The sequence below is a fragment of the Bradyrhizobium sp. SZCCT0153 genome (assembly GCF_018129995.1).
In the GTDB taxonomy this organism is placed as follows: Bacteria; Pseudomonadota; Alphaproteobacteria; order Rhizobiales; family Xanthobacteraceae; genus Bradyrhizobium; species Bradyrhizobium japonicum_G.
In genome coordinates this window covers 50434-71281 of the sequence record NZ_JAFCKS010000005.1, presented here as the reverse complement: position 1 = coordinate 71281, position 20848 = coordinate 50434, and the positions used below count along the sequence as shown (strand labels likewise).

At 62.7% G+C, this 20848-nt stretch carries 23 protein-coding genes and 1 pseudogene; 8 read left to right on the top strand and 16 right to left on the bottom strand.

The features are described 5' to 3' along the window. Positions 1–39: 39 nt before the first annotated feature. The gene (locus tag JQ572_RS21840; RefSeq protein ID WP_211384893.1) at positions 40–1023 is read right to left on the bottom strand and encodes an ABC transporter substrate-binding protein; all 984 of its coding nucleotides are present in this window, start codon (positions 1021–1023) and stop codon (positions 40–42) included. Positions 1024–1171: 148 nt separating this feature from the next. On the opposite strand from JQ572_RS21840, the gene JQ572_RS21835 reads away from it, so the two are divergent. Continuing rightward, positions 1172–2107 carry an NAD(P)-dependent oxidoreductase gene (locus JQ572_RS21835; protein WP_249129184.1) on the top strand — a complete coding sequence of 312 codons (936 nt, stop codon included), beginning with the start codon at positions 1172–1174 and terminating at the stop codon, positions 2105–2107. A 25-nt stretch (positions 2108–2132) separates the two neighbouring features. Here JQ572_RS21835 and JQ572_RS21830 read toward each other — a convergent pair whose 3' ends face one another. From JQ572_RS21830 to JQ572_RS21805, 6 genes and pseudogenes are all read right to left on the bottom strand, one after another. Further along, positions 2133–2696 (bottom strand): flavin reductase family protein, encoded by a 564-nt coding sequence (locus JQ572_RS21830; RefSeq protein WP_211384892.1) that lies wholly within the window; start codon positions 2694–2696, stop codon positions 2133–2135. Positions 2697–2705: 9 nt separating this feature from the next. After that, positions 2706–3911, bottom strand: a complete 1206-nt coding sequence (locus tag JQ572_RS21825) for an acyl-CoA dehydrogenase family protein (RefSeq protein ID WP_249129183.1) — start codon at positions 3909–3911, stop codon at positions 2706–2708. Between the two features lie 142 nt (positions 3912–4053). Continuing rightward, a complete protein-coding gene (locus tag JQ572_RS21820) occupies positions 4054–5310 on the bottom strand; it encodes a CaiB/BaiF CoA transferase family protein (RefSeq protein WP_211384891.1) in 1257 nt (418 codons plus the stop codon). Positions 5311–5548: 238 nt separating this feature from the next. Further along, entirely contained in the window at positions 5549–5977 is a 429-nt protein-coding gene (locus JQ572_RS21815) for a GNAT family N-acetyltransferase (RefSeq protein WP_211384890.1), read from the bottom strand. A gap of 401 nt (positions 5978–6378) precedes the next feature. After that, a pseudogene (locus tag JQ572_RS35450) lies at positions 6379–7044 on the bottom strand (PBSX family phage terminase large subunit); the annotation flags it as partial. Between the two features lie 222 nt (positions 7045–7266). Next, on the bottom strand, positions 7267–7605 hold the full coding sequence (locus JQ572_RS21805) for a hypothetical protein (RefSeq protein ID WP_211384888.1): 339 nt from the start codon (positions 7603–7605) through the stop codon (positions 7267–7269). Positions 7606–8088: 483 nt separating this feature from the next. Between JQ572_RS21805 and JQ572_RS21800 the strand changes: the two genes are divergently transcribed. Next, complete coding sequence (locus JQ572_RS21800) at positions 8089–8433, top strand: response regulator (protein ID WP_211384887.1); 345 nt, start codon at positions 8089–8091, stop codon at positions 8431–8433. 230 nt (positions 8434–8663) lie between these two features. After that, entirely contained in the window at positions 8664–10196 is a 1533-nt protein-coding gene (locus tag JQ572_RS21795) for an FAD-dependent monooxygenase (protein WP_211384886.1), read from the top strand. Positions 10197–10447: 251 nt separating this feature from the next. Here the strand turns inward: JQ572_RS21795 and JQ572_RS21790 are convergent, their stop codons facing one another. Both JQ572_RS21790 and JQ572_RS21785 read right to left on the bottom strand, forming a co-directional pair. Next, entirely contained in the window at positions 10448–10795 is a 348-nt protein-coding gene (locus JQ572_RS21790) for a hypothetical protein (RefSeq protein WP_211384885.1), read from the bottom strand. Between the two features lie 305 nt (positions 10796–11100). Then, the gene (locus tag JQ572_RS21785) at positions 11101–12960 is read right to left on the bottom strand and encodes a caspase family protein (protein ID WP_211384884.1); all 1860 of its coding nucleotides are present in this window, start codon (positions 12958–12960) and stop codon (positions 11101–11103) included. A gap of 312 nt (positions 12961–13272) precedes the next feature. Here JQ572_RS21785 and JQ572_RS21780 point away from each other — a divergent pair, with 312 nt between their 5' ends. The 4 genes from JQ572_RS21780 (at position 13273) to JQ572_RS21765 (ending at position 15037) form a co-directional block, all read left to right on the top strand. Continuing rightward, a complete protein-coding gene (locus JQ572_RS21780; RefSeq protein ID WP_211384883.1) occupies positions 13273–13686 on the top strand; it encodes a hypothetical protein in 414 nt (137 codons plus the stop codon). A 14-nt stretch (positions 13687–13700) separates the two neighbouring features. After that, positions 13701–14381 (top strand): SOS response-associated peptidase, encoded by a 681-nt coding sequence (locus JQ572_RS21775; RefSeq protein WP_211384882.1) that lies wholly within the window; start codon positions 13701–13703, stop codon positions 14379–14381. A gap of 240 nt (positions 14382–14621) precedes the next feature. Further along, positions 14622–14822 (top strand): hypothetical protein, encoded by a 201-nt coding sequence (locus JQ572_RS21770; RefSeq protein WP_211384881.1) that lies wholly within the window; start codon positions 14622–14624, stop codon positions 14820–14822. After that, complete coding sequence (locus JQ572_RS21765; RefSeq protein WP_211384880.1) at positions 14819–15037, top strand: hypothetical protein; 219 nt, start codon at positions 14819–14821, stop codon at positions 15035–15037. Before JQ572_RS21770 ends, JQ572_RS21765 begins: the two co-directional genes overlap by 4 nt. On the opposite strand, the gene JQ572_RS21760 is transcribed toward JQ572_RS21765, so the two are convergent. From JQ572_RS21760 to JQ572_RS21740, 5 genes are all read right to left on the bottom strand, one after another. Then, entirely contained in the window at positions 15031–15300 is a 270-nt protein-coding gene (locus JQ572_RS21760; protein ID WP_211384879.1) for a DUF6894 family protein, read from the bottom strand. The genes JQ572_RS21765 and JQ572_RS21760 overlap by 7 nt on opposite strands. A gap of 166 nt (positions 15301–15466) precedes the next feature. Next, entirely contained in the window at positions 15467–15715 is a 249-nt protein-coding gene (locus tag JQ572_RS21755; RefSeq protein WP_211384878.1) for a hypothetical protein, read from the bottom strand. Positions 15716–16085: 370 nt separating this feature from the next. Next, on the bottom strand, positions 16086–16244 hold the full coding sequence (locus tag JQ572_RS21750) for a hypothetical protein (protein ID WP_211384877.1): 159 nt from the start codon (positions 16242–16244) through the stop codon (positions 16086–16088). Positions 16245–16481: 237 nt separating this feature from the next. Further along, the gene (locus tag JQ572_RS21745; RefSeq protein ID WP_211384876.1) at positions 16482–16625 is read right to left on the bottom strand and encodes a hypothetical protein; all 144 of its coding nucleotides are present in this window, start codon (positions 16623–16625) and stop codon (positions 16482–16484) included. A gap of 729 nt (positions 16626–17354) precedes the next feature. Further along, on the bottom strand, positions 17355–17750 hold the full coding sequence (locus tag JQ572_RS21740) for a response regulator (RefSeq protein WP_211384875.1): 396 nt from the start codon (positions 17748–17750) through the stop codon (positions 17355–17357). 301 nt (positions 17751–18051) lie between these two features. Here JQ572_RS21740 and JQ572_RS21735 point away from each other — a divergent pair, with 301 nt between their 5' ends. Then, complete coding sequence (locus tag JQ572_RS21735; RefSeq protein WP_211384874.1) at positions 18052–18237, top strand: hypothetical protein; 186 nt, start codon at positions 18052–18054, stop codon at positions 18235–18237. Between the two features lie 14 nt (positions 18238–18251). Here the strand turns inward: JQ572_RS21735 and JQ572_RS21730 are convergent, their stop codons facing one another. Both JQ572_RS21730 and JQ572_RS21725 read right to left on the bottom strand, forming a co-directional pair. After that, a complete protein-coding gene (locus JQ572_RS21730) occupies positions 18252–18965 on the bottom strand; it encodes a phytanoyl-CoA dioxygenase family protein (protein ID WP_249129182.1) in 714 nt (237 codons plus the stop codon). 253 nt (positions 18966–19218) lie between these two features. Next, the gene (locus JQ572_RS21725; protein WP_211384872.1) at positions 19219–20652 is read right to left on the bottom strand and encodes a sensor histidine kinase; all 1434 of its coding nucleotides are present in this window, start codon (positions 20650–20652) and stop codon (positions 19219–19221) included. Between the last annotated feature and the right edge of the window lie 196 nt (positions 20653–20848).

Below are 20848 nucleotides of genomic sequence, written 5' to 3'. Positions count from 1 at the left end.
ACGCCGCGACATCCTCATTCGGATCATTCGCTCCGTCGTCTATTGCAGCGGCGCGACGATCGTCGGATGCTTGAATTGGGCGACGTCCAGTTTTGGCAGCATTCCCGTCTCGGCATAGATGTCCAGCATCTTCTGGATCGCGGGGAAATTCGGTGCCGCACCCGGATCCCGGCCGAAATCATTGTCCTTGAGCAGATAGGTATCGAGAACCGGAACAGGTGCCTTCAGAACTTCGTTGACGACCTTCAGCGTCTCTTCGCGATTGGCCAGCGCTTTCTTCATGCCAGAGGTAATGTCCCGCACATAAGCCTTCGCCAACTCCGGATTCTTGTCGACGAAATCGGCCCGGCAGGCTTCCAGGATGTGCACGATGTTCGGCATGGCTTGCGACAGCGAGAACAGCTTGCGAGTGCCGCCCTTCGCCTCCGCGCGCGCGGCAAACGGCTGGTTCATGTTGACCGCATCGACGCGCCCCTGCCGCAATGCATCTTCGGAGACGGCAAAGCCGACCTCGACCAGCTTGATGTCCTTGGTCGGGTCCACGCCATTCTGCTTCAGGAGCAGATTGAACGGGCCTTGCGTGCCGCCGCCGATCACGGAAATCCCGACCGTCTTGCCCTTGAGATCGGCGATCGTCTTGATCGGCGAGTCGTCCATGACCGCCCAGTAGACCGAGAAGCCGCCGGGCTTCTCGAAGACGTGCTGCGCCACGATGTAGGCCTTGAGGTTACCCCCAACCACGCCGTTGGCGAGCGACAGCGGCGCCTGCGTTGCGCAATCCAGCGCGCCGGCCGCCAATGCCTGCGTCATCGGCGCAGTACCCTGAAATTGGGTCCATTCGATATTGTATGTCTTGCCGATATTGGGAAATTCAGCCGGGCGGCGCATCATCCAGTACTTGGATTCCTCGGCCGGAATCGTCCAGCCGACGCGGATCGTCTGCTGTGCCCATGACGGACCTGAGCCCGCAATCGCGGCCGCAGCCGCCCCCAATGCCAGGATCCATCTCGAAACGGTTCGCATCGTGCCCACTCCGCTGCTCCGGCGCCAACCGCGCCACCAACCCGACCCGGGCAAATGTTTCATGGTTCAAACAATCAGGCAAGCCATGCGGACCGGGCGGTTTCGCCGTCAGATCCGCCATGTATGGTAAATCGGCGGGCGCGCAGCATTGCGCCGCGGCGGAAGGAGGCAACCTATGGCTGATGCGAGCAAGTCAAACCCGCAAGGAGTCGAGAGGCTCGGCTATCTCGGCCTTGGACTGATGGGCGCTCCGATGACCCGGCGCCTGCTCAAGGCTGGCCATCAGGTCAATGTCTGGAACCGCTCGGAAGGCAAGGTGGCCGCACTCGTCGAGGCCGGCGCCAGGCGCGCAGCGGCCCCACGCGACTTGATGGAGAGCTCGAGCATCATTTTCATGTGCGTGACGGATGCCGCCGCCGTCGAAGAGGTGATCTTCGGACCCGACGGCGTTTCAACCGCTCCCGGCGCAGGAAAGCTCATAGTCGATTTCTCGTCGATCCACCCTGACGCCGCACGGGACCTCGCGGCGCGACTGAAAGCTGCGAACGGAGCTGGCTGGATCGACGCACCGGTATCCGGCGGCACCAAGGGGGCCGAGGAAGGCACCCTTGCAATCATGGCCGGCGGAGAGGCAGCCGACATCGAGAGGGTTCGGCCCTATGTGCTCGCTATGGCGCGCAGGCTCACCCTCATGGGTCCGACTGGTGCCGGCCAGACTACGAAGCTATGCAATCAGGTGATCGTCGGATGCGCGATGGCTGTTCTCGCGGAAGCAACACGCCTTGCCGTGAACGCCGGAATCGACGCCCACCGGTTGCCCGAAGCGCTCGCCGGCGGCTTCGCAGATTCCATTCCGCTCCAACTGTTCGTACCGCGGATGGTCCAGGGCATTCATTCGCCGCCGCTCGGTCACATTGCGACGATGCTCAAGGACCTGGATACGGTCGCCGATGTCGCACAGACGACGTCGACGCCGGTGCCCATGGCCTCGCTTGCGGGACAACTTTTCAGGCTCGCCAAGGCCGCACGAGGCGCGGACGCGGATGCGCTCGAGATCTACAAGCTGTCGGCGCCGGAGCGCTGAGCCGTCGAGCGCGAACTGAAGCACGCTAAGGTGCCTTCTTGCCCGCCTCGTCGACCAGAAACCGGCCAAACGTCCCCCGCGCGAAGAGCAGCGGCTCTTCCGCATTGTAAGTATAGGCCTCGACCGCACCGAGGAAGATCACGTGGTCGCCGCCGTAATAGCGATTGACCGAGCGGCATTGAAAATTGGCGACGCTCTCGGCGAGCACCGGCGCATTGCCGAGGCCCGGGGTCCAGTCCACACCGGTGAACTTGTCGTCCGACGATTTGGCGAATTTGCTCGCAAGCGCCTGTTGCGAAGCGCCGAGCACGTTGACAATGAAATGACTGGCGTTCTGGAAGATGGTCAAACTGGAGGAATAGACGACGAGGCTCCAGAGAACCAGCGGAGGATTCAGCGAGACCGAGGCGAACGAATTGCACGTCAGGCCATAGGGCTTGCCGTCAGGGGCCGCAGCCGTGATGATCGTCACGCCCGTGGCGTAGGTACCGAGCGCATTGCGAAAATCGCGAGGATCGATCGACGAGCTGTCGCTCGCGAATTCGTTGGCTGGATCGGGAACGGCCGGCTGCTTCGGCAGATCATTCATCGTCCGGCCTCACAGCGTGAGATTCTCGGACGGCAGCCCCAGCGCCACGCGTCCATAATTGGTTCCGGCCGCATCGAAATTGAACGCCAGATGCGAGTTGATCGCATGCGCATCGCGGAACTGCCGCTGCAATACGCCCGTCGTGAACAGGCCCCGCGCTCCGCTCGCGGCAAACAGCATCGAGACCGCATCGGTGCACAAGTTCACCGAAAAAGCCCCGTCGCGCCGATATCTGGTCTTGGTTGCCATATCGGCGACATGACCGCGCCGTGCATCTTCCATGGCATTCAGACAGGCTGAGCGCATAATGAGGTGTGCAGCGTCGATCTTTGCCGAGGCCTCCGCGATCTTGATCTGTGTGCTCTGAAAGTCGCTCAGCTTGGCGCGGTTGTAGGTAGAAATGCGGTGACGGGCGACCTCCACATAATCGTCGAGACACGCCCGCGCGTTCCCCAGCGCGACACCGGAGAGGACGTAAGGAAACAGCGAGAACACGGGGAGCGCATACAGAGGATTAGGATTGAGCTTGCTTCCCGGAGTCGGGCCGCCGGCAAGATCGCCCACCGCGACTGTCATGTAGTCGGCCACGAAAGCGTCCTTGACCTCGACGTCGCAAGACCCCGTCCCGCGCAGTCCCGCGACGTTCCAGGTGTCGAGGACCTTGTAGTCGCCTTTCGGCAACAGAAATATCCGATACTCGATGCCGTCTGCCTCATCGTCGGAGTAAACCACGCTCGCAAGCATGTTCCATGCGCAGGAGGCGACGCCCGAGGAGAATGGCCAGCTGCCATGGAGCCGGTATCCGCCCTCGACTCTCGTGGCGCGTCCGGCGGGAAATATGAACGAGGATGCGATCAGCGCGTCCGGATCGTGGCCCCAGACCAGATCCTGCGCTTTCTGCTCGAACATGCCGAGCATCCAGTGATGGCTCGCCAGATTGGCAAGATTCCACGCCACTGACGCATCCGCCCGCCCGAGCAGTTCGGCGCAGTCGACAAGAGCGACATAGTCGAGCTCGGCGCCGCCGATGCGGCTCGGCTGGAGCATCCGGAACAGGCCGGCTTCGTGGAGATCCTTTTCGGTTTCCGGCGGGAGTTGCCGCAGCTCTTCCGTCCGCGCCGCCCGCTCTCGCAGCCGTGGTACGAGAGCCCGGGCGTTCGCCATCATCGCAGCATAGGCACGTTCAGCGGTTTCCGGCCCGTTGGGCTGGCCCATGCTCGGCTCTCGACCAGACGCCATTCGTGTCCCTCGCTCTGGCACATTTATGCGGCGGGAACTTTATCAAATCAAGCGGACGGGCGATGCCGGCCCCCGTGCTGGCCCCATGGGATCGAACCTCTCAGGCTCAAACCGAACTCTATGGCTTGCCTGGTCCAAAGACACCCTTTTGGCTGAGCTCCGAAATCCGGTGGGCGTCATAGCCAAGCGTATCGCGCAGCACGTCTTGGGTATGTTCACCCAACAGCGGTGCCGCGACGGGATCAATCGCGCCTGTCAGGCCCATGGTAATCGGGGTCTCGATGTTTGGAACCCATTCCGCGGTAGGATGTGGAATTCGGCTCAAGCGATGACGCTCGCGAGCCTCCGGTGCATTGAACCCCTCTTCAACCGTCCGAAGATAGCCGACCGGGATACTGGCCAGCTTCATCTTCGCCATCCAGTTCTCGAGGGTATCGCCCGCAAAGACCTCCGCGATGGCTGCTCGCAAAAGCTCCTTGTTCTCGGAGCGGGCTTTGCGCGTTGCAAACTGCGGATCGGTAATGAGATCGGGCCTGTTCAGCACCTCGACAACCAGTCTGCGATAGAGCCGATCGTTGGCACACGCCATGTAGAGCGGCCCATCGGAGGCTTCGTAGACACCGACGGTGGGAGACCCGCTCGGCGAATTGCCGAACCGCCCCGGATTCTCGCCGTTGATCAGATAGGCCATGCCGTAGAAGCCCGTCATTCCCATTGCGACGTCGAACAAGGCGACCTCGACATGCTGGCCGCGACCGAGCCGATCCCGCGCCAACAGCGCCAGCAGGATCGCGTTGCAGGCAGACATCCCCGTCGCCATGTCCACGATGGGTGGGCCGGTACGAACCGCCGGGCCATCGGCAAATCCGTTGAGCGACATGAACCCGCTTTCCGCCTGCGTGATCGGATCAAAACCGGGACGCGCGGCAAACGGTCCGGTGCGCCCGTAGGCGGAGATCGAGCAATAGACCAGCCGCGGATTGAGCGGCGCAACAGCATCATAGTCGAGGCCAAATTTCTTCATGACCCCGCTGGAAAAGTTCTCGACGACCACATCGGCCTTGCGAATCAGATCCAGTGCAATTTCACGGGCCTCTGGCAAGCTAAGGTCGAGCGCGATGCCGCGCTTGTTGCGGTTGAGGCTCAGATAGGCAGCACTCTCTCCGCCGATTTCGGCGTGTTCATACGCACGCGTGTCGTCGCCACCGTCTGGATTCTCGATCTTGATGACGTGCGCGCCGAAATCGGCAAGCGTCTGCGTGCAGGCCGGGCCGGCAACCACACGCGTGAAATCAACAACCAGCAGGCCTTCGAGCGCAGCTGGCCCTCCCGTCGCCCGCGGCGAACGTTCGGGCAGTTGAGGCTTGGTGGGCATCGATAACGCTCCCTTGCATCGGCTTATGGCCGCCGAATTTCCCGCGAGAGCAAACTTAAAGCCCGCCACCGCCCACTTCGCAAGTGCCTCACCGGCATCGCTTGAATACGCAAAAATGGGCCCGGCAGCGGTCAAGCTGCCGGGCCCTCGGACATTCCAGGCGGACGAGGTTGTGCTACATCTCACAACTGGCCATTCTGCATCGCAAAAGCACGTTCCGCACGCCGGGAAAACTTGCTCAGCGAAGCCTCTTTCGCCAATAAAGCGTATGCGCCCAGGCCCACGGCACTTCCGGCTCGAAGAGCCGATAGCCCGCCTGGATGAAGTTATTCGCAGACGTCGGATTGTCCGTCGTATCTGAGACGATGCTGTCCCATCCGATAAGCCGCCCCCTCGCCTCGACCACACGCATCAATCTGCGCTGAAGTCCCCGTCCCCAATGCCGTTGCAAGACCCCGACCCTGGAGAAATAGCCGCCATTTCTGACGTGCGTCGATGGAAGAACGCCGGCGAAAGCGACCGCATCGTCACCGTGATAGGCCAGCCACCACGTTCCCAACTCGAATTGAGGCATGACAGCCGCGTCGAAGAACGTCAACTGATGCAGATCAGACAATGTGTCGGCGACGTCGTCATCGGATGCATCGACAATGCGAATTCTGTACATGAGACGGCTCGTCAGTGGGATGATGTGAGCGCAAGCGCCGCGATGTCCGCCGCGAAGGCTCATTTGCCCAGCACGACCTTGACACCCAGCCAGACCGCCCCCATCAGGCCGGTGGCAATCACGGTAATCACGGCCTTGAAGGTGTAGCTCTGCGCCTGCTCCACGCTCTTTCGCCACCTCCGCAGGTGCTGGAAATCGGCCCTCAGCTCGTTGCCGGCCCACTGCACGACCCAGAGCGTGAAGGCATCCGCCGCGGCGCCCGCGCCGCCGATGTCGATGAAGGCGCGCAGCGGCAGCAGCGGATCCGCCGCGACGTTTCCGATCCGCCCCTGCGCGCGCGCTTCCGACAGCAGCGAGGCGAAATAGGCGCCCTCGAAGGCACGCGCATATTCGCCCTCCCAGATGTGATCGTAGCGCTCCGGATAGAGCTTTTGGTCGAGCAACCGTTCCTCCGTGAGCACGTCCGGAAACCAGGGATTGTCGCGCCAGTTCGCCTTGACGACGACGGCTCCCTCGGGCCGGCGCCCGCGCAAAAAATCGTCGATCGCATCGCTTTTGCGGCGCGGATTCCAGCTCGCCCACAGCTCGGAGTCCTTGGCGCGGATCGTCGGCCGCAGCAGCGCGAGACTGCGCGCGCTCAAGCTTTGCGCCTCGTCGATCCAGGCGATGCGAAATCCTTCCAATGACTTGATCGAGTCGGCCGTGTGATCCTGCAGCCCGCGGAAGATGATGAGCCCGTCGCCGGGCGTCTCGATCTTGTCGCTGAAGAGCTTGAAGCCGTGACCGAGGCCGAGGCTGGCGATCTTTCCCTCGATCAGCCGCTTGGAAGATTGCGCCAGCGTGCGCTGCGCCTCGCGGATACAAACCGCGAGCGTACCGCGCTCGGCCTGGCAGGTCTCGACCAGAAGCTCGCCGAAGAAATGCGATTTGCCCGAGCCCCGCCCACCGTAGACGCCCTTGTAGCGGGTGGGTTTCAACAGCGGTTCGAAGATTTTCGCCGTCGGAATTTTCAGGATGGACAATGGATGCGCTCGCTCGCCCTCGGCAGGCCGGTGCGCCTGCGCCACATCGTGGTCCAGTCTTCGTTGTTGGACGGCATTTCACCGGCAACGCCGGACCAGCAAGCAGACCAGGAACCAGCGAAAGCATCGTCAAGACCAAAAAAACCCGCGGCCGATCGCTCGGCGCGGGCTAAACCTACTCTTCTTGATGATGCCATTCTGCCGGTGTTTTGCCCGACGAGTCAAACGGCAACTCCGACTGAACTGGAAAATGAGTTCTACGACAACTCAAGCACCGGCCCCACCGTCAGCGTCGCCCGAGCTCCCCGGATGCACGATGATGCGCTCGATCCGGTGAATCAATTCCAGCACGCCGTCCTCGCCGTTCTCGATCGGCTGTGCGGCCTTGCCCCAGCCGCGATCGAGGATAGCATTGGCGGCCGAGACACGGGCGGCCGGCGTTGCGTCGTCGCTGCACATGACGCCGACGAGCACCTTCAGTGCAGTTCTGGTGTGGCTGCGCGCGAGCGAGCGGATTTCGGTCAGGGTGCGCGCGCTGGACGTCTTCCTTCGCGCGGGCAAGCGGACCGGCTCGCTCACAACCGCGTATTGGATCTCCTCGCTCAAGAAAAAATCTCCCACAACACGATTGCAACCAGGCCCGCGAGCGCGAGCGATATCAGATAGGCTGTCATGACCTCTCCTTGAGAAAGAAATGCGCGGCAGATCGCGTGACGAAGCGCGATCGTTTCGGGCGCGAACCCTATCTCCGTTCCCGGAAGACCGCAGCGGCACGAGCAACAGGCCCGGCGCCGCGGACCGGCACGTTCGCGCGTGCGCGGCCAGCAATGGTTCGGACGGCGGCGCGCCGATCGGCGCTCCGGGTTTGACGAGTGCGTGGCCGGATGCGCGGCCACCGTCCGATCTCGAAATCGAGACGAAAAAACCCGCAGCGGATGCGTTCCGCGCGGGTGAACCAAACTCGTCTCGATGATGGCATTATGCCGGTGTGTTGCCCGACGTGTCAAACACCGGTCGTTCGACCACGCCGTACAGGAACATATGTGATGGCCGTCGCGTTACTCCTCCATCAGGAAGGACGTTGGCGCGATGACTCATACTGTGCTGGTTGTCGACGACGATCCCGGCGTGCTCGACGTCCTCGTCGGCATGCTGGAGGATCTCGGCTGCAACGTCGTCAGCGCCCAAAGCGGCCCGGATGCGCTCGATCAGCTCAAGCAGAACCAGAATATCTCCATCCTCATCACGGACATCAACATGCCAGGCATGGACGGCCATGAGCTGGCCGAGCTGGCCAGCCGCGGCCACCCGGAGCTGAAGATATTGCAACTCTCGGGTCGCGAGCCTCGGCGCGACGGCCTTCCGATGATCCGGAAACCGTTTTCGTTCGAGGAACTCGCCAGCACCATGCAGCGAACCACCGGCATTTGCTGAACGTCGCATGCTCAAAACAAAACCCGCGGCGGGAACCTCCCGCGCGGGCGAACCGAACTCTTTCGATGATGCCATTCTGCCGGTGTTTTGCCCGACGTGTCAAACACCGTCGAGCGCGAAAGCGCAGACCCCTCCTCCCAGCTTGATATGTGGTGCGCAAGGGGCTTGCTTCAAGTCCCCGACCCTCGCGTAGAACCCCCGACCCAGCCACCAAGACGAGGGGTCACGACATGCCTGTACTGCTTCCGACATCGCGGTCGCGCGGCCGGAGCGAGCGAGCCCGCACGAGGAACCCGGCGCCGTCCGGGCATGCCGTGGTGATCGCAGGCGGCGGCCCGACCGGACTGATGCTGGCCGCCGAGCTCGCGCTCGCCGAGGTCGACGTCGCCGTCATCGAGCGGCGCGCGAGCCAGGAGCTCGTCGGCACGCGCGCCGGCGGGTTGCACGCGCGCACCATCGAGATCCTCGATCAGCGCGGCGTCGCGGACCGATTCCTGCGCGAGGGACAAGTCACGCAGCTCGCGGGCTTCGCCTGGACCAGGCTCGACATCAGCGACCTGCCGACGCGGCACAATTACGGCCTCGCGCTGCGGCAGAGCCACATCGAACGCCTTCTGGCCGGCTGGGCCAGCGAGCTCGCGGTGCCGATCTATCGAAACGCCGAGGTGACGGGCTTCGCGCAGGACGAAACCGGCATCGACGTGATGCTGTCCGGCGGCGAGGCGTTGCGCGCAAGCTATCTCGTCGGCTGCGACGGTGGACGCAGCCTGGTGCGCAAGACCGCCGGCATCGACTTCGTCGGCACAGATCCGACGCTCAGCAATCTGATGGCCGAGGTCGAGATGCGGGACGAGCCCGTCTGGGGCCTGCGCCACGACGTGCTCGGCTTTCACGGCCTCAGCAAGACCGAGAGCGGACGCGTGCTGGCCGTCGTGACCGAAGCGACGCTCGAGCGTACCCGCGAGCCCGGCCTGCACGATCTCAGCGAAGCTCTGGTCGCCGTGTACGGCACCGATTTCGGGCTCCACAGCCCGTCCTGGATCTCCCGCTTCACCGATGCGGCACGGCAGGCCGCGTCCTATCGCAAGGGGCGCGTGCTGCTCGCCGGCGATGCCGCGCACATCCATCATTCCGTCGGCGGACAAGGCCTCAACACCGGCGTGCAGGATGCGGTCAATCTCGGCTGGAAGCTGGCGCAAGTGGTCAAGGGCGCCTCGCCCGACAGCCTGCTCGACACCTACCACACCGAGCGCCATCCCGTCGCCGCGCGCGTCCTGCGCAACACCAGGGCACAAATCGCCCTGCTCCGCCGCGGCGATGACGGCCTCAAGGCCGCGCGCGAAATCGTCTCCGAACTGCTCGCGATGGACGCGCCGCGCCGGAGCTTTGGCGCGATGATGAGCGGGCTCGACATTCACTACGATCTCGGCGAAGGGCACCCGCTGCTCGGGCGGCGCGCGCCCGATCTCGATGTGACGATCGAAGGACGCCGCTTGAGATTATTCACGCTGCTGCACCGGGCGCGCGGCGTTCTCCTTGATTTCGGCAAGCCCGGTGGCATCGACGTCACGCCCTGGGCTGATCGCGTCGGTTACATAGCCGCCGATACCGACGGCGCGTGGGAGCTTCCGTGCGTCGGACAGGTCGCCGCGCCAGGCGCAGTGCTGGTGCGGCCCGACGGCCACGTGGCCTGGGTGGGAGACCAGAGCCAGCACGGACTTTCGGACGCGCTGACGAGGTGGTTCGGACCGGCTTCAGGCTAGGCTGGACGCGAAGGCACTCGGCTCAAGATTCGAATATTCGCACGACTACCATGCGTAGGTTCATCGACTCGGCCGGCCTGCTGTGATGGCGCAGGGGCCGGCTGATGAGATAGTGCCTCGCGCATCCACCGGGGTAAACCAGTCAGAGCCGCGTTCTCTTGCTGTGAAAACGCGCCTGGAGACCCCGCTGAAGTCGCTGGCGACCGTGTGTTCATTGCAATTACTCCTCTGGAGACAAGACGGTACGAAGCTTACGAAGCCTCGGGTTCGCCGGTCTCATTGTTGAGTGTCGACGAATGGTCCGGATGTACGATGATGCGCTCGATCCGTTGCAGCAATTCGCGCGGACGTGCGTCCGTAGCCAAAGGCTGCACCGGCTTGCCCCATCCCCGATCGAGGATGGCGTTTGCTGCGGCCACCCGCGCAAAGGCATTCGTTGTCTCTCTGAACATGATGGCCGCGAGCACGTTGAGCGCGGCTTCGGTCTTGGCGCGTGCTAGGGTTTCGATATCGGCCAGCGTTGGAGCCCTGAAACCTTCACTGACGACATGCTGAGCGACAGGAAGGTGCAGCTCAGTCCTCCTCTTGAATTTGGTCATTTCAAAATCCTTCGACTAAGGCAATCGCATCTCCGGAAGCAAAAAGCCCGCGGCGGACTGCTCCGCGCGGGCTAACCAAACTCTTTTCGATAATGCCATTCTGCCAGTGTTTTGCCCGACGTGTCAAATCCATTGGGCTCCAAGATGTTATGCACACTCGTCAATCGTTGAGAACGCCGGCTTCACTTCGATAGGAGCCGCCCTGCAACTGCGGTAAATGCTCCGACGCGCTAAATAGCGATCCTCGCTGAGCATCTTTTCACGCGCCCAACTATGAAATTTCTGCGCGAAGAATTTCCCGACTGTCAGTCGCAGATTTCGCGAGGTGAAAGGATGATATTGCCATTGCGAGCCTGGGTATCCAGGTGACACCCTTTAGCCACGGGTCGGCATCCGGCCGACCCGCAATACATCTGGCCCGAAGCCTGCGGCTTTGCTGGTGCAGCCTCTGTCTTGGCCCGTTCAGACGGTGCGCGCTTCGGTTCGTCGCGCTTGACCACCGGCTTCTTCGTCTCAATTTTTTCGCAAGTGTTGTCGTCACCGACTTCGTAGCCAGCGCGACACGTAATCCTCGTGCACTGGTCGCCATCGGCCCTGAACCCGTGCTCGCACACCAGCGGGCAGACGCGTGTTGTTTTGCCCTTGACGGCATCGAGCGCATCGGCGCTGGCCGTCTTGACATCCAGCTTCATCCCGGCGTGCTTGTTGAATAGATCGAGCGATCGCTGCGCGACTGCATTCCAGTTGCCGTCGACTGCACCGGTGTTACAGCCGACCCGGCGAAGTTCTGTCTGGAGAGCCCGCGGGAGATCAAGCGCGGCTGGCGGATCCTGTTTGGCGGCTGGCGGAGTCAAAGCGGCCAGCCGGTCCTCCTTGGCCTTTTGGTCGATCGCCAGTTTTTCGTCTCTGGCCTTTTGAGCTTCGACCAGTTTCGTCTCTCGCGTGACGTTGGCCGCTTCAGCCGCCTTGACGCGTTCAGCCTCCTTCGCCTCAGCCTTGGCGGCTTCGGCCGCCTTGATACGTTCGGCTTCGGCGACCTTGGCTTCCTCGGCCTTCTTGGCCGCTTCCGCGGTGATCCGCGCCCGGTCGGCGGCTATTGCCTGTTCAGCGGCCTTTGCCTGCACCGAGGCTTTGGCGCCCTCCGCCGCAAGCCTGATCTGCTCTTCGCGAGCAGCTTTGGCCTTGTTGGTTGCTTCTATCTGCGCCGCTTCCGCCGCAAGCTTGTCGCGCTGAGCCTTCGCAAGCGAAGTGAAGAATCCGGTCGGGTATTGTTCTATGAAAGCATCCCACGCCGGCTTTGTGCCGACCTGCAAAGCAAACTCATAGTCACGCCGCATCGTAGTGCTCTGATCAGCCGGTGCGGCAACGGCGGGAGGGACAACCACAGGCTTTGCCGCGGCGGCGGGGACAATGGGGACGTCATCACCGCCAAGCGACGTATATGTGTACGGCTCCTGCGTGTTGTTGGTCGCCTTCAGAACGTCATCGCGGACATAACGAAACGCTCTTTGCAGATCGAGGCCCGGTTTAGCGAGGTGCTCCACCAGGGCCGCTGCAAATGGACTGTTCTTGCCGGCTCCGTCAGATGCAGTCGATCCGGCCTTGGCGGCAAACGCGATCACCGTATTCGGGCTCGTGGGTTCGACCTTGGCGAGACCGCGACCGACCGCGCGCGAGGCCATCGTCCGCTTCATGTTCTTGGCAAAGGGGTTGTCGCGGCAGGCGTCGAGGATGATCAGCCGCAATTGCTTGGCCGGTTCGACCGCGACCAACACCCGGTCGAGCGACAGCGTCTCATCGAGAACGTCGGTATCCATCTCGAGCGTGGCGTCAATCGGGATGAGATAATTTGTGCCGTCCAACTCAATGCCGTGCCCGGCATAATAAACCACGGCAACATCCGCATCGCGGCTTGCATTGCCGAAATCACGCAATGACTTACGCATTTCGCTGATGGTCAGGTTGAGCTTGGATTCAACCGAATCGAACCCGGCCGCTCTGAACATGGCCGCAACGGCGGCCGCGTCATTAACGGGATTACCGAGCTTGGCGACGTTGCGGTAGGTCGAATTGCCGATGACGAGGGCCACGCGCTTATCGGCCAAGGCTGGGGCCGTCGGCGCCATCAGCCAGACCGACACAAAAAGTCCAACCAGGAAACGCATCCCCAAAGTCCCAAATCCCCAATAATAACCGACACTAACATTGAGTCTGGTGATCACAATAACCAAGAAGTCGAGCAAACTATGTGACGCGCATCACAATTTGGCTTGGTGAGCCAGCGTTCGGACCTGCGAGCGCGCGTCTATGCGGCCAAGCCAGGATACCAACAGGCACGTTTGGAATATCCGTGCATGCCTGTCTTGGGTTACGGCGAAGGTTTTCCACACCCACGACAGACAGTAGCACGCCGCCACGGCTCCCCCCTAGGAATCGACAATTTGCCAGCCTCGCCGGCGCATGGCTTTGATCCCCACATGAGCACCAAGTCGCGCCAACATCTCTACGGCACACAAATTCAAATATCGGCCGAACGCGCCAAAGCGGCCCGCAAAGAAGCTGACAAGCTCGCTTGCGAGGCGTGGAACTATCGGATGCTCGGCTACAAGGGTCCCGCGCAGCCGTCGCCAACCATCGGCGATGCCATCAATGCGGGCTTCCTGTACCTTGAAGTGCGATGTCTGGGATGCGACACCAACCAGACGGTGGCGCTCGATATTGTTCGGCGAGCCAAGGCGACGCCGGTGCATGAACTTGAACGCTACATGCGCTGCAAGGACTGTTCGCAGTTGCGTGGTTATCCATACAAGCGGAGCGCACTTGTGGCACTGAGACCCACGAAGATTTCAGCCAGCCATCCGGCCTCTTATTGGTGGCCGGGCGAACGCTAAGGATCGTCGCGCGCATGTGCAATCTCTATTCGATCACCACAAATCAGGCGGCCGTTGCCGACCTCTTCCGCGTCGTGCGTCGCTATGAAGGCAATCTGGCGCCGATGCCCGGCGTGTTTCCCGATTACCCGGCGCCGGTGATCCGCGATGGAGGCAGTGGCGAACGTGAAATGGTGATGATGCGCTGGGGCATGCCACCGCCGCCCCGTACCGGCGGCCCGCCCGTTACGAATATTCGCAACACTTCGTCGCCGCATTGGCGCGCGTGGCTCAAGCCGGAGCACCGGTGTCTCGTGCCGGTCAACAGCTTCGCCGAATACGCGCCTGAGCCCAACCCGGAGACGAAGAAGAAGGACATCGTGTGGTTTGCGCTGGCGGAAGCACGGCCGCTGTTCGCGTTCGCCGGCATCTGGACGACTTTCAATGGTGACCGCGGCACCAAGTCAAAACCCATTACAGGGCCGCATCAGGTGTACGGCTTTCTCACAACGACGCCGAATGCTGTCGTTGAGCCGATTCATCCGAAGGCAATGCCGGTGATCCTGACGACGACCGAGGAACGGGACATTTGGTTGCGGGCACCTTGGGATGAGGCCAAGGCACTACAACGGCCGCTGCAGGACGGATGCTTGCAGATCGTCGCGCGTGGCGTCGAGAAGGAAGATTTGTTCGCCGCTGCTACGGTTGATACCTAAGGTCCCGGTTGACCTCGCTTCTGTTCAAAACTGAACATTGGAATCACAAGCACTCAAGATGAGTAAGTCACTCAAGTCACTGAACTTGCTCGCGCAATTTAATCTTCCAACGTATCAAATGATGTGACTTTCCCGCCGGCAGAGGCGTAAGCTCAATCCATCACCGCAAGGCACTTGGCAACGACCGGTGATGAGAACGCGAACCAGCGCTCCCGCCCGATGCGAACGAGGGAGATGTGCATGCCGACCCGCCGACGTTTCAAGCAGACCAGAACGCTCAACGAGCGGCTCGCCGACGAGGCCGCGCGGCTTCGCGCCGAGGCCCGCGCGCTCGCGCCGGGACGCCGCCGCGAGATGCTGCTGCGCAAGGCGCGGCAGGACGAGACCGCCATTCACATCGATGCCTGGCTGCAGTCGCCCGGCCTGAGGGCGCCGACATGAGCCAGCAATATCGCGCCTATCTCGTCGGGGAGAATGGCGTCTTCCGCTCCGCCGAAGCCTTCGAGGCCTTGTCCGATGCGTCCGCGCTCACCTTCGCGCAGCAATACACACGGCACGGCAAGGTCGAGGTCTGGCAGCTCGGCCGGAAGATCGCCGTGCTGGAGCCCGATCAGGCCTCGTTGCAGGCCCCGCCGAATTTGCTGACGCGTCAATGATCGCGCGCTTGCGATCGCGTCTTGAAATCCTCGATCTCGAACGAGAATATCACCTGCATCACGGGGCCGCCGGCGTCGCGAACGTCGATCGCCAGCGTCTGCTTGCTGCCCGTGAGCGGCGCGGACAGGATGGCGTCACGCGCCATGTCCGCAACCGACTTGGCCGCCTCCGCCTGCACGGCGCGGGCAGTGGCAAGCTCCAGCCCCTCCTCGTCGCGCGCCGTACCGTTGTCATCGCGTAGGTCGAAGTAATACCGGGCCATCGCTGCATCCTTTGACCAAGATAGGTCCGAAGCGGGCAAAGGTTTCAGGCGGGACGAAAAGATTCCCTTGAGATCAATGGGTTCGAGAAGCAACGAGTTCCGGGAACAACGCGCTTGTGCGGGATGATCGGGCCCCGTCAACGCGCCCCTGCCTGGGCCGGCACGCTCACTCCTCCGCAAGCTTGCGCTCGATATAGGCGTCCACCGTCTCGGCGAACGAGCGCTGCACGCCGACCGCGGCACCATGCTGGTCGAGCGCGTCGCGCTGGAGCACGCGCAGGCCGCGTCCGCGCATGCAGACCGGCGCCGTGTTCAAATATTGATCGATCGCGCCCTTGGCGAGCGGGATCGCCTTCGGGTCGCCCCTGGCGATCAGGAGACGCAGGAGGCTCTGGCATTCGGCCAAACCTGGCATGGCTTTCCGCTTTCAGCTCTGTCGCGATTTCGGCTGCGGCTTCTTGACGGGCTGGGTATGCGTGCCGAACAGCGCCAGCAGGAACGCGACTTCTTCCTTCGAACCGATCTGGATCATGATGATCTCCTTCTCGTTCCGTTGGTCGGACCGAGCGGGCGCGGCGTTCAGGGCAATCTGGTTTCAACACTGTTTCAGGGGTGTTTCGTCGAACAGCGCGCAGGCAGGACCATCTCCTGGACCCGATGGCCGCGGCTGTCGATTGGCTTGATGCCTACCGCGCCGGCGATATCGAAACCATTCTGAAGATGTTGCCAAGGGCCCAACAGACGACATTGCAGGTTTGGCAACGAGGTCGCCAACTGGGACGGCCCTACTTCTCTTTTTCTTCCACGAGTTCGCGCTCCAGATCATCAATCAGATTACCGATGCGCTTTGCAGTCGTAGCGTCGGTCACCCCCCGCAGCAAGCGCCTGGACTGTCCCAGACGGCGGGCAATTTGCTCTTGGCGTGCTAGTTGATCAGGCATCATCGGTGTCGCCTCCGCATGTTCAACCGGATGGGGAGGCGAATGGTTCAAATCTATTTTGGTGGCCTCCGACTGAGGCGGCCTTATCCCTTGAAGGGGCTTTGTGAGTCGGCGCGTTTGTCCGCCTCTTGCGCAAATTTCATCCAATCCCCCGCGAGGCGAAGCCACGTTTCCTGTCGTGCGCGGTCATAGCCCTGGCGGCCTGCTCCCGGCATCTTCCGCTTCCTTGCGGAAACTGCATCACGGTCCTTTTTTTGGTGGCCGGTCCTTGGCTTCTTCGTCGGCGAGAAGCTTCACAAGTGTATCGTGCAGGATCTCGCTATGGGGCTCGGCGAGGCGCTTCCTGAACAGAGCCAGGTTCTCCTTGTGAATGTAGTTCTCCATAGCGTCCTCCTTTCAGGGGGTCGCCTAGCAGGTGCCAAAGGTCGAGACGGCAACGATAATCTACATGGAACAGTTTGAAGCTCAGCCGCTGCGCAAAATTGCTCACTTCCAAATCGGTGCTGCTCTGCGACAACTTGAAGTGGCCCCCACTGCCCAGTGGTATCCCGTTGGTCAATTTCCTTCTGAATGGCGATGGCGCTTCGTTCGGTCTCTTTTCCCATAGGGGGATCAGCGCGGCCGTCATTACTGCATCGGCCTCAATTGCCAGCCTTCTGCGAAGGCAGCCTAGCTTCTCCATGTTGACGGGGTGGTACAAATTGAAAGGCCGCCGCTCGACATGCAACCGCACGCTCCGCCGGGGGCGTTGTCGCGGACCACGCACGATCCAATGTGCGGCGCTCTCAATTCCAGATTTCTTCCCGGCACCGGTCGCAGCGATAGATCTGCACCGGCCTGTCGTTCTTCAGGTCAAGGATCGAGGTCGTGAAGCGCGAGGGCGCCTGGCACTTCGGACAGGATGGTCCCCATTGCGAAGGCCGCGGCGACAACGGCTCAGCTTCCCTGGTCTCGGACATGACTCACCTCGCATGATGCGAGTTCCTAAGCGCCAAAGTGGACATAAGTTCCGCCGTCCTGTGTTGGCAAGATCCACGCTGCGCGAAGTGGGCCTATCTTGTGCGGGTCAAAACCGGCATCAGCCAACAACCAGGTCGTGCCGCCAGCGCCAGTCTATTCCGTCGCCGTGTTGGGCGGTGCCGCGTTGAGAAGATGCGATACGGCGGTGACGAGCTGCGCCGGCGCGAACGGCTTGTTGAGGAGGACGCTGTTGGGCACGCCCTTCGACGCCCATTCGTCGGCCGCAGCGCCGGTCATGTAGACGACGGGAATGTTGGCGTTGATCTCCCGCGCCGCGCGCGCGACGTCCCAGCCGTCGAGCTTGCCTCCCAGATGGATGTCGGTGACCAGCGCGCGAAACCGGTCGGCGTCGGCCGTCAGGAGTGCAATCGCTTCTTCGCCGGTCGTCGCCGTGGCCGTTTCGAAACCGCCCTCGGCCAACGCTTCCTCGACGATACCCTGCACGAGCTGGTCATCTTCCGTGACCAGGACCACCGGTAAACCCTGCACGCCCTGGCTCCCCTGTCATCGCCGCGCCGCTGCGAGCCGGGGACTACGCGGCAGGGGAACTTTGGTTCCAGGCGAATGTATAAAAGTGAACTGAAGAACGAGCCAGCCGGCGCACCCGCAGGCGCCAGTGGGATGCTTGCGATGACCCGTCGAGGTTTATCTAAAATGCAGCGGACCCGATTTGGCGGAATGAAAGTTCCTTGTGCCACGTTGGCCGCGTACCCCTTTGCCGGTGCTTCGGCCGCCCTGTGCGGCGGCGCCAGGCGAAGCCGCTTTTGGCAAATCCGAGGAGTGACCGTCGATGTATTACGTCGCCGCTGCATTGCTGGTGCTGTCGGGACTGTTCTATTCCGCGAGCAATCACGAGATCGGCTCGTTCGGTGTCACCATGTGCACCTATGGCGGGGCGTTCTGCGACAACCCGCTGATCGTCTTCTCCGGTGCGGCGCTGGCCGGCGCCTGGGGCATGTTCGTCAGCATCAAGTAGCGCCGAGCGCCCGCTCAGGGGATGAACCTTTCGCTGGTGTCCATGCGCACGTTGCGGATGGCGCGACAGGCGTCCATGGCTGCGCGATTACGCTCCGGCATGAAGCTCAGCAGCAGCGAACGGCGCCGCGCGCCGGAGCGGTTGCAGGTCGCCCCATGCGGCAGATCGGCGTCGAACACCAAAATGTCCCCCGCCTCGCCCGCGATCGTCAGGGCCAGGGTCTCGTCCGGCAGGGCCTGATTGGCGAGGCCTCGATCGACAAGGGGCTGGCCGACAAAGCCTGGATCGAGATGGCGCGGAACGAGCCGCGTCCCGCCATTGTCCGGCCCGTATGCGTCGAGGAAGACCAGGGCGGCAACGGCCTTCGTGCCTGCACCGTCGCGATGCAGGGGCTGATGGCCGCCGCCTTGCAGCGGCTCGCGGCCCTCGACCTGGGCAAGAAAGAAAGGACCGCCGAGCACCTGTGCTCCCGCAGCCAGCAGCAAAGGCAGGCGGCAAGTCTGCTGCACCACCGGATCCAGATCGACGAGAGCGTGGCGCCAGCCGGCGCCGCGCGGCGCGGACCATTGGTCGCCGGCGCCCACGCCGCACTCGAAGGCAGCGCGCAAGCCGTCGCGCCAGGCTTCGGGCACCGCACTGCGCAACAGCAGATAGCCGTCGCGGTCGAGGCCGGCAGCCTGCTCCGCGTCCAGCCGACCGACCTTCGTGGCCGTCAGACAATCGTTCATGCAATCGTTCATGGCGCTCCCTACAACCTCAACGCGAGGTGTGCAAGGGTCAGCCATCATCGCGCCGGGACTTGGAGGGAGCAGGACGCGGTCCAAGACAAACCGCGACGGGCGCCGCCATGAGCCTCGGACCTGTTGCGATGATGACCTTATACAGGTGTTTTGCCCGACGGGTCAAATTGATTTCATAAAATCCGAATCGTGAAATCGGATTGTCGGGGTTGGGCGAGCTCGGCAGACCTGCCGCGATGGCTCAGGCGGATGCCCGCAGTCCCTCCTCGCTTGGGGCGAGCGCGGCCGAAATCCAGCATCGAACGCCCGCCGGATCGAAATCCAGCCGGAAGCGCCCGGCGATGTCGCGGCTTGCGTGCTCGATGAGGCGGCTGCCGAACCCGCGGCGGCTCGGAGGCGCAACCGGAGGGCCGCCACTTTCGCGCCAGCTCAGGTTGACCTCGCCCTCCTGCACGGACCAGCAAATCTCGACCCGGCCTTCGGGACGGGACAGCGCGCCATACTTGGCCGCGTTGGTGGCAAGCTCGTGCAGGGCCAGCGAGAGCGCCAGGGCCTGTGTCGGCAAGACCACCAGCGAAGGTCCATCGAGCACCATCTGGCCCGCCGGGAACGGCGCAATTGTGCGCGCCACGAGGTCGGCAATGTCGGCGCCCGCCCAGGCCCGCGCGGTCAGCAGATCATGAGCTCCGGCCAGCGCAAGCAGACGCGCATTGACCGTCTTGCGCGCGGCGTCAACCTCCACAGCGCCCCGAAGCGTCTGGTTGACGATCGACTGCACGGTGGCAAGCGTGTTCTTGACCCGATGATTGAGCTCGTTGGTGAGCAGGCGCTGCAGCTCTTCAGACTGCTTCAGCTCGGAGAGATCGCGGCTGGCGCCGGCGATCGCGACCGGCTTGCGCCCGGCGCCTTCGCCCTCGAACTCCACGAGGCCCCAGGCGCTCAGCCACCGCCAGCTGCCGTCGCGTTGCCTGACGCGGTATTCGACCTCGTAGCGGCCATCGCCTTGCGGATCGAGCGCCCTGGCCACGCGGGCCCACATCAGATCCATGTCGGCGGGGTGGAATTTGGCTTCGACGCCGTCCTTGTCGTGGAGGAAGCGCGCCTCGGTCAGGCCATAGAGCCGCTGAGCGTTGTGATCATAGATGCAGATGTTGTCGGCCAAAGTGTAGCGCCACGTCCCCATATTGGAGGCGATCATTGCGAGGTCGAAGGTGCGCTGCTGCCGCTCCAGCGCAACCCGCATCTGGTGCTCGTGGGTCACATCCTGGAAACAATTGATGCCGCCCACGACCGCGCCGTCGTCGTCGCGCAGGGGTGCGACATTGACGCGCGCGACCCATCGCTTTCCATCGGGATTGTGGACGACCGCCTCCACGCCCTCAAAGCTCTTGCCGGTCAGCACGGCAAGCGCCATCGGCGTCTCGCCGGGCGGGATGAAATCGCCGTCAAGGCTTTCGACGCGGAACGAGCCGCAGAACTTCTGCTCGGGATCGCGCAGTTTCGGCGCCCGGCCCCAGAGCTCGACAGCGCGCTGGTTGACACGAACGATCCGCCCCTCGACATCGCATGCGTAAACGCCGATCGGCAGCGCATCGAGGATGGCCTGGTCGAGCGCCAGAAAGGACGCGAACAGGGCCGGCGTCGGGACCGAACGGTCGAATTTCAGCAGGGACATTCGGCACGGTAACCGGAAACCGCGTATTCGACAACGCGGTCGCCCACGAGTTTATTTTCGAAAAGCGACCGGAACTTTTTTCGCGGTGCTGCATTCGCGCGGCTCGGAGCCGCGAGTTCTTCGACCATCCGCGCCCAAGATCCGTCCCCAAGATCCGTGCCCATGAGGGACTCCAGAAAACGGCGCTTCACGGGCG

Excerpts from the sequence above, each read along its gene's own strand:
- JQ572_RS21840 (WP_211384893.1), bottom strand. The coding sequence starts at position 1,023 with ATGCGAACCGTTTCGAGATGGATCCTGGCATTGGGGGCGGCTGCGGCC.
- JQ572_RS21830 (WP_211384892.1), bottom strand. The coding sequence starts at position 2,696 with ATGAATGATCTGCCGAAGCAGCCGGCCGTTCCCGATCCAGCCAACGAA.
- JQ572_RS21825 (WP_249129183.1), bottom strand. The coding sequence starts at position 3,911 with ATGGGCCAGCCCAACGGGCCGGAAACCGCTGAACGTGCCTATGCTGCG.
- JQ572_RS21820 (WP_211384891.1), bottom strand. The coding sequence starts at position 5,310 with ATGCCCACCAAGCCTCAACTGCCCGAACGTTCGCCGCGGGCGACGGGA.
- JQ572_RS21815 (WP_211384890.1), bottom strand. The coding sequence starts at position 5,977 with ATGTACAGAATTCGCATTGTCGATGCATCCGATGACGACGTCGCCGAC.
- JQ572_RS21800 (WP_211384887.1), top strand. The coding sequence starts at position 8,089 with ATGACTCATACTGTGCTGGTTGTCGACGACGATCCCGGCGTGCTCGAC.
- JQ572_RS21795 (WP_211384886.1), top strand. The coding sequence starts at position 8,664 with ATGCCTGTACTGCTTCCGACATCGCGGTCGCGCGGCCGGAGCGAGCGA.
- JQ572_RS21790 (WP_211384885.1), bottom strand. The coding sequence starts at position 10,795 with ATGACCAAATTCAAGAGGAGGACTGAGCTGCACCTTCCTGTCGCTCAG.
- JQ572_RS21785 (WP_211384884.1), bottom strand. The coding sequence starts at position 12,960 with ATGCGTTTCCTGGTTGGACTTTTTGTGTCGGTCTGGCTGATGGCGCCG.
- JQ572_RS21780 (WP_211384883.1), top strand. The coding sequence starts at position 13,273 with ATGAGCACCAAGTCGCGCCAACATCTCTACGGCACACAAATTCAAATA.
- JQ572_RS21775 (WP_211384882.1), top strand. The coding sequence starts at position 13,701 with ATGTGCAATCTCTATTCGATCACCACAAATCAGGCGGCCGTTGCCGAC.
- JQ572_RS21770 (WP_211384881.1), top strand. The coding sequence starts at position 14,622 with ATGCCGACCCGCCGACGTTTCAAGCAGACCAGAACGCTCAACGAGCGG.
- JQ572_RS21765 (WP_211384880.1), top strand. The coding sequence starts at position 14,819 with ATGAGCCAGCAATATCGCGCCTATCTCGTCGGGGAGAATGGCGTCTTC.
- JQ572_RS21760 (WP_211384879.1), bottom strand. The coding sequence starts at position 15,300 with ATGGCCCGGTATTACTTCGACCTACGCGATGACAACGGTACGGCGCGC.
- JQ572_RS21755 (WP_211384878.1), bottom strand. The coding sequence starts at position 15,715 with ATGCCAGGTTTGGCCGAATGCCAGAGCCTCCTGCGTCTCCTGATCGCC.
- JQ572_RS21750 (WP_211384877.1), bottom strand. The coding sequence starts at position 16,244 with ATGATGCCTGATCAACTAGCACGCCAAGAGCAAATTGCCCGCCGTCTG.
- JQ572_RS21745 (WP_211384876.1), bottom strand. The coding sequence starts at position 16,625 with ATGGAGAACTACATTCACAAGGAGAACCTGGCTCTGTTCAGGAAGCGC.
- JQ572_RS21735 (WP_211384874.1), top strand. The coding sequence starts at position 18,052 with ATGTATTACGTCGCCGCTGCATTGCTGGTGCTGTCGGGACTGTTCTAT.
- JQ572_RS21730 (WP_249129182.1), bottom strand. The coding sequence starts at position 18,965 with ATGAACGATTGTCTGACGGCCACGAAGGTCGGTCGGCTGGACGCGGAG.
- JQ572_RS21725 (WP_211384872.1), bottom strand. The coding sequence starts at position 20,652 with ATGTCCCTGCTGAAATTCGACCGTTCGGTCCCGACGCCGGCCCTGTTC.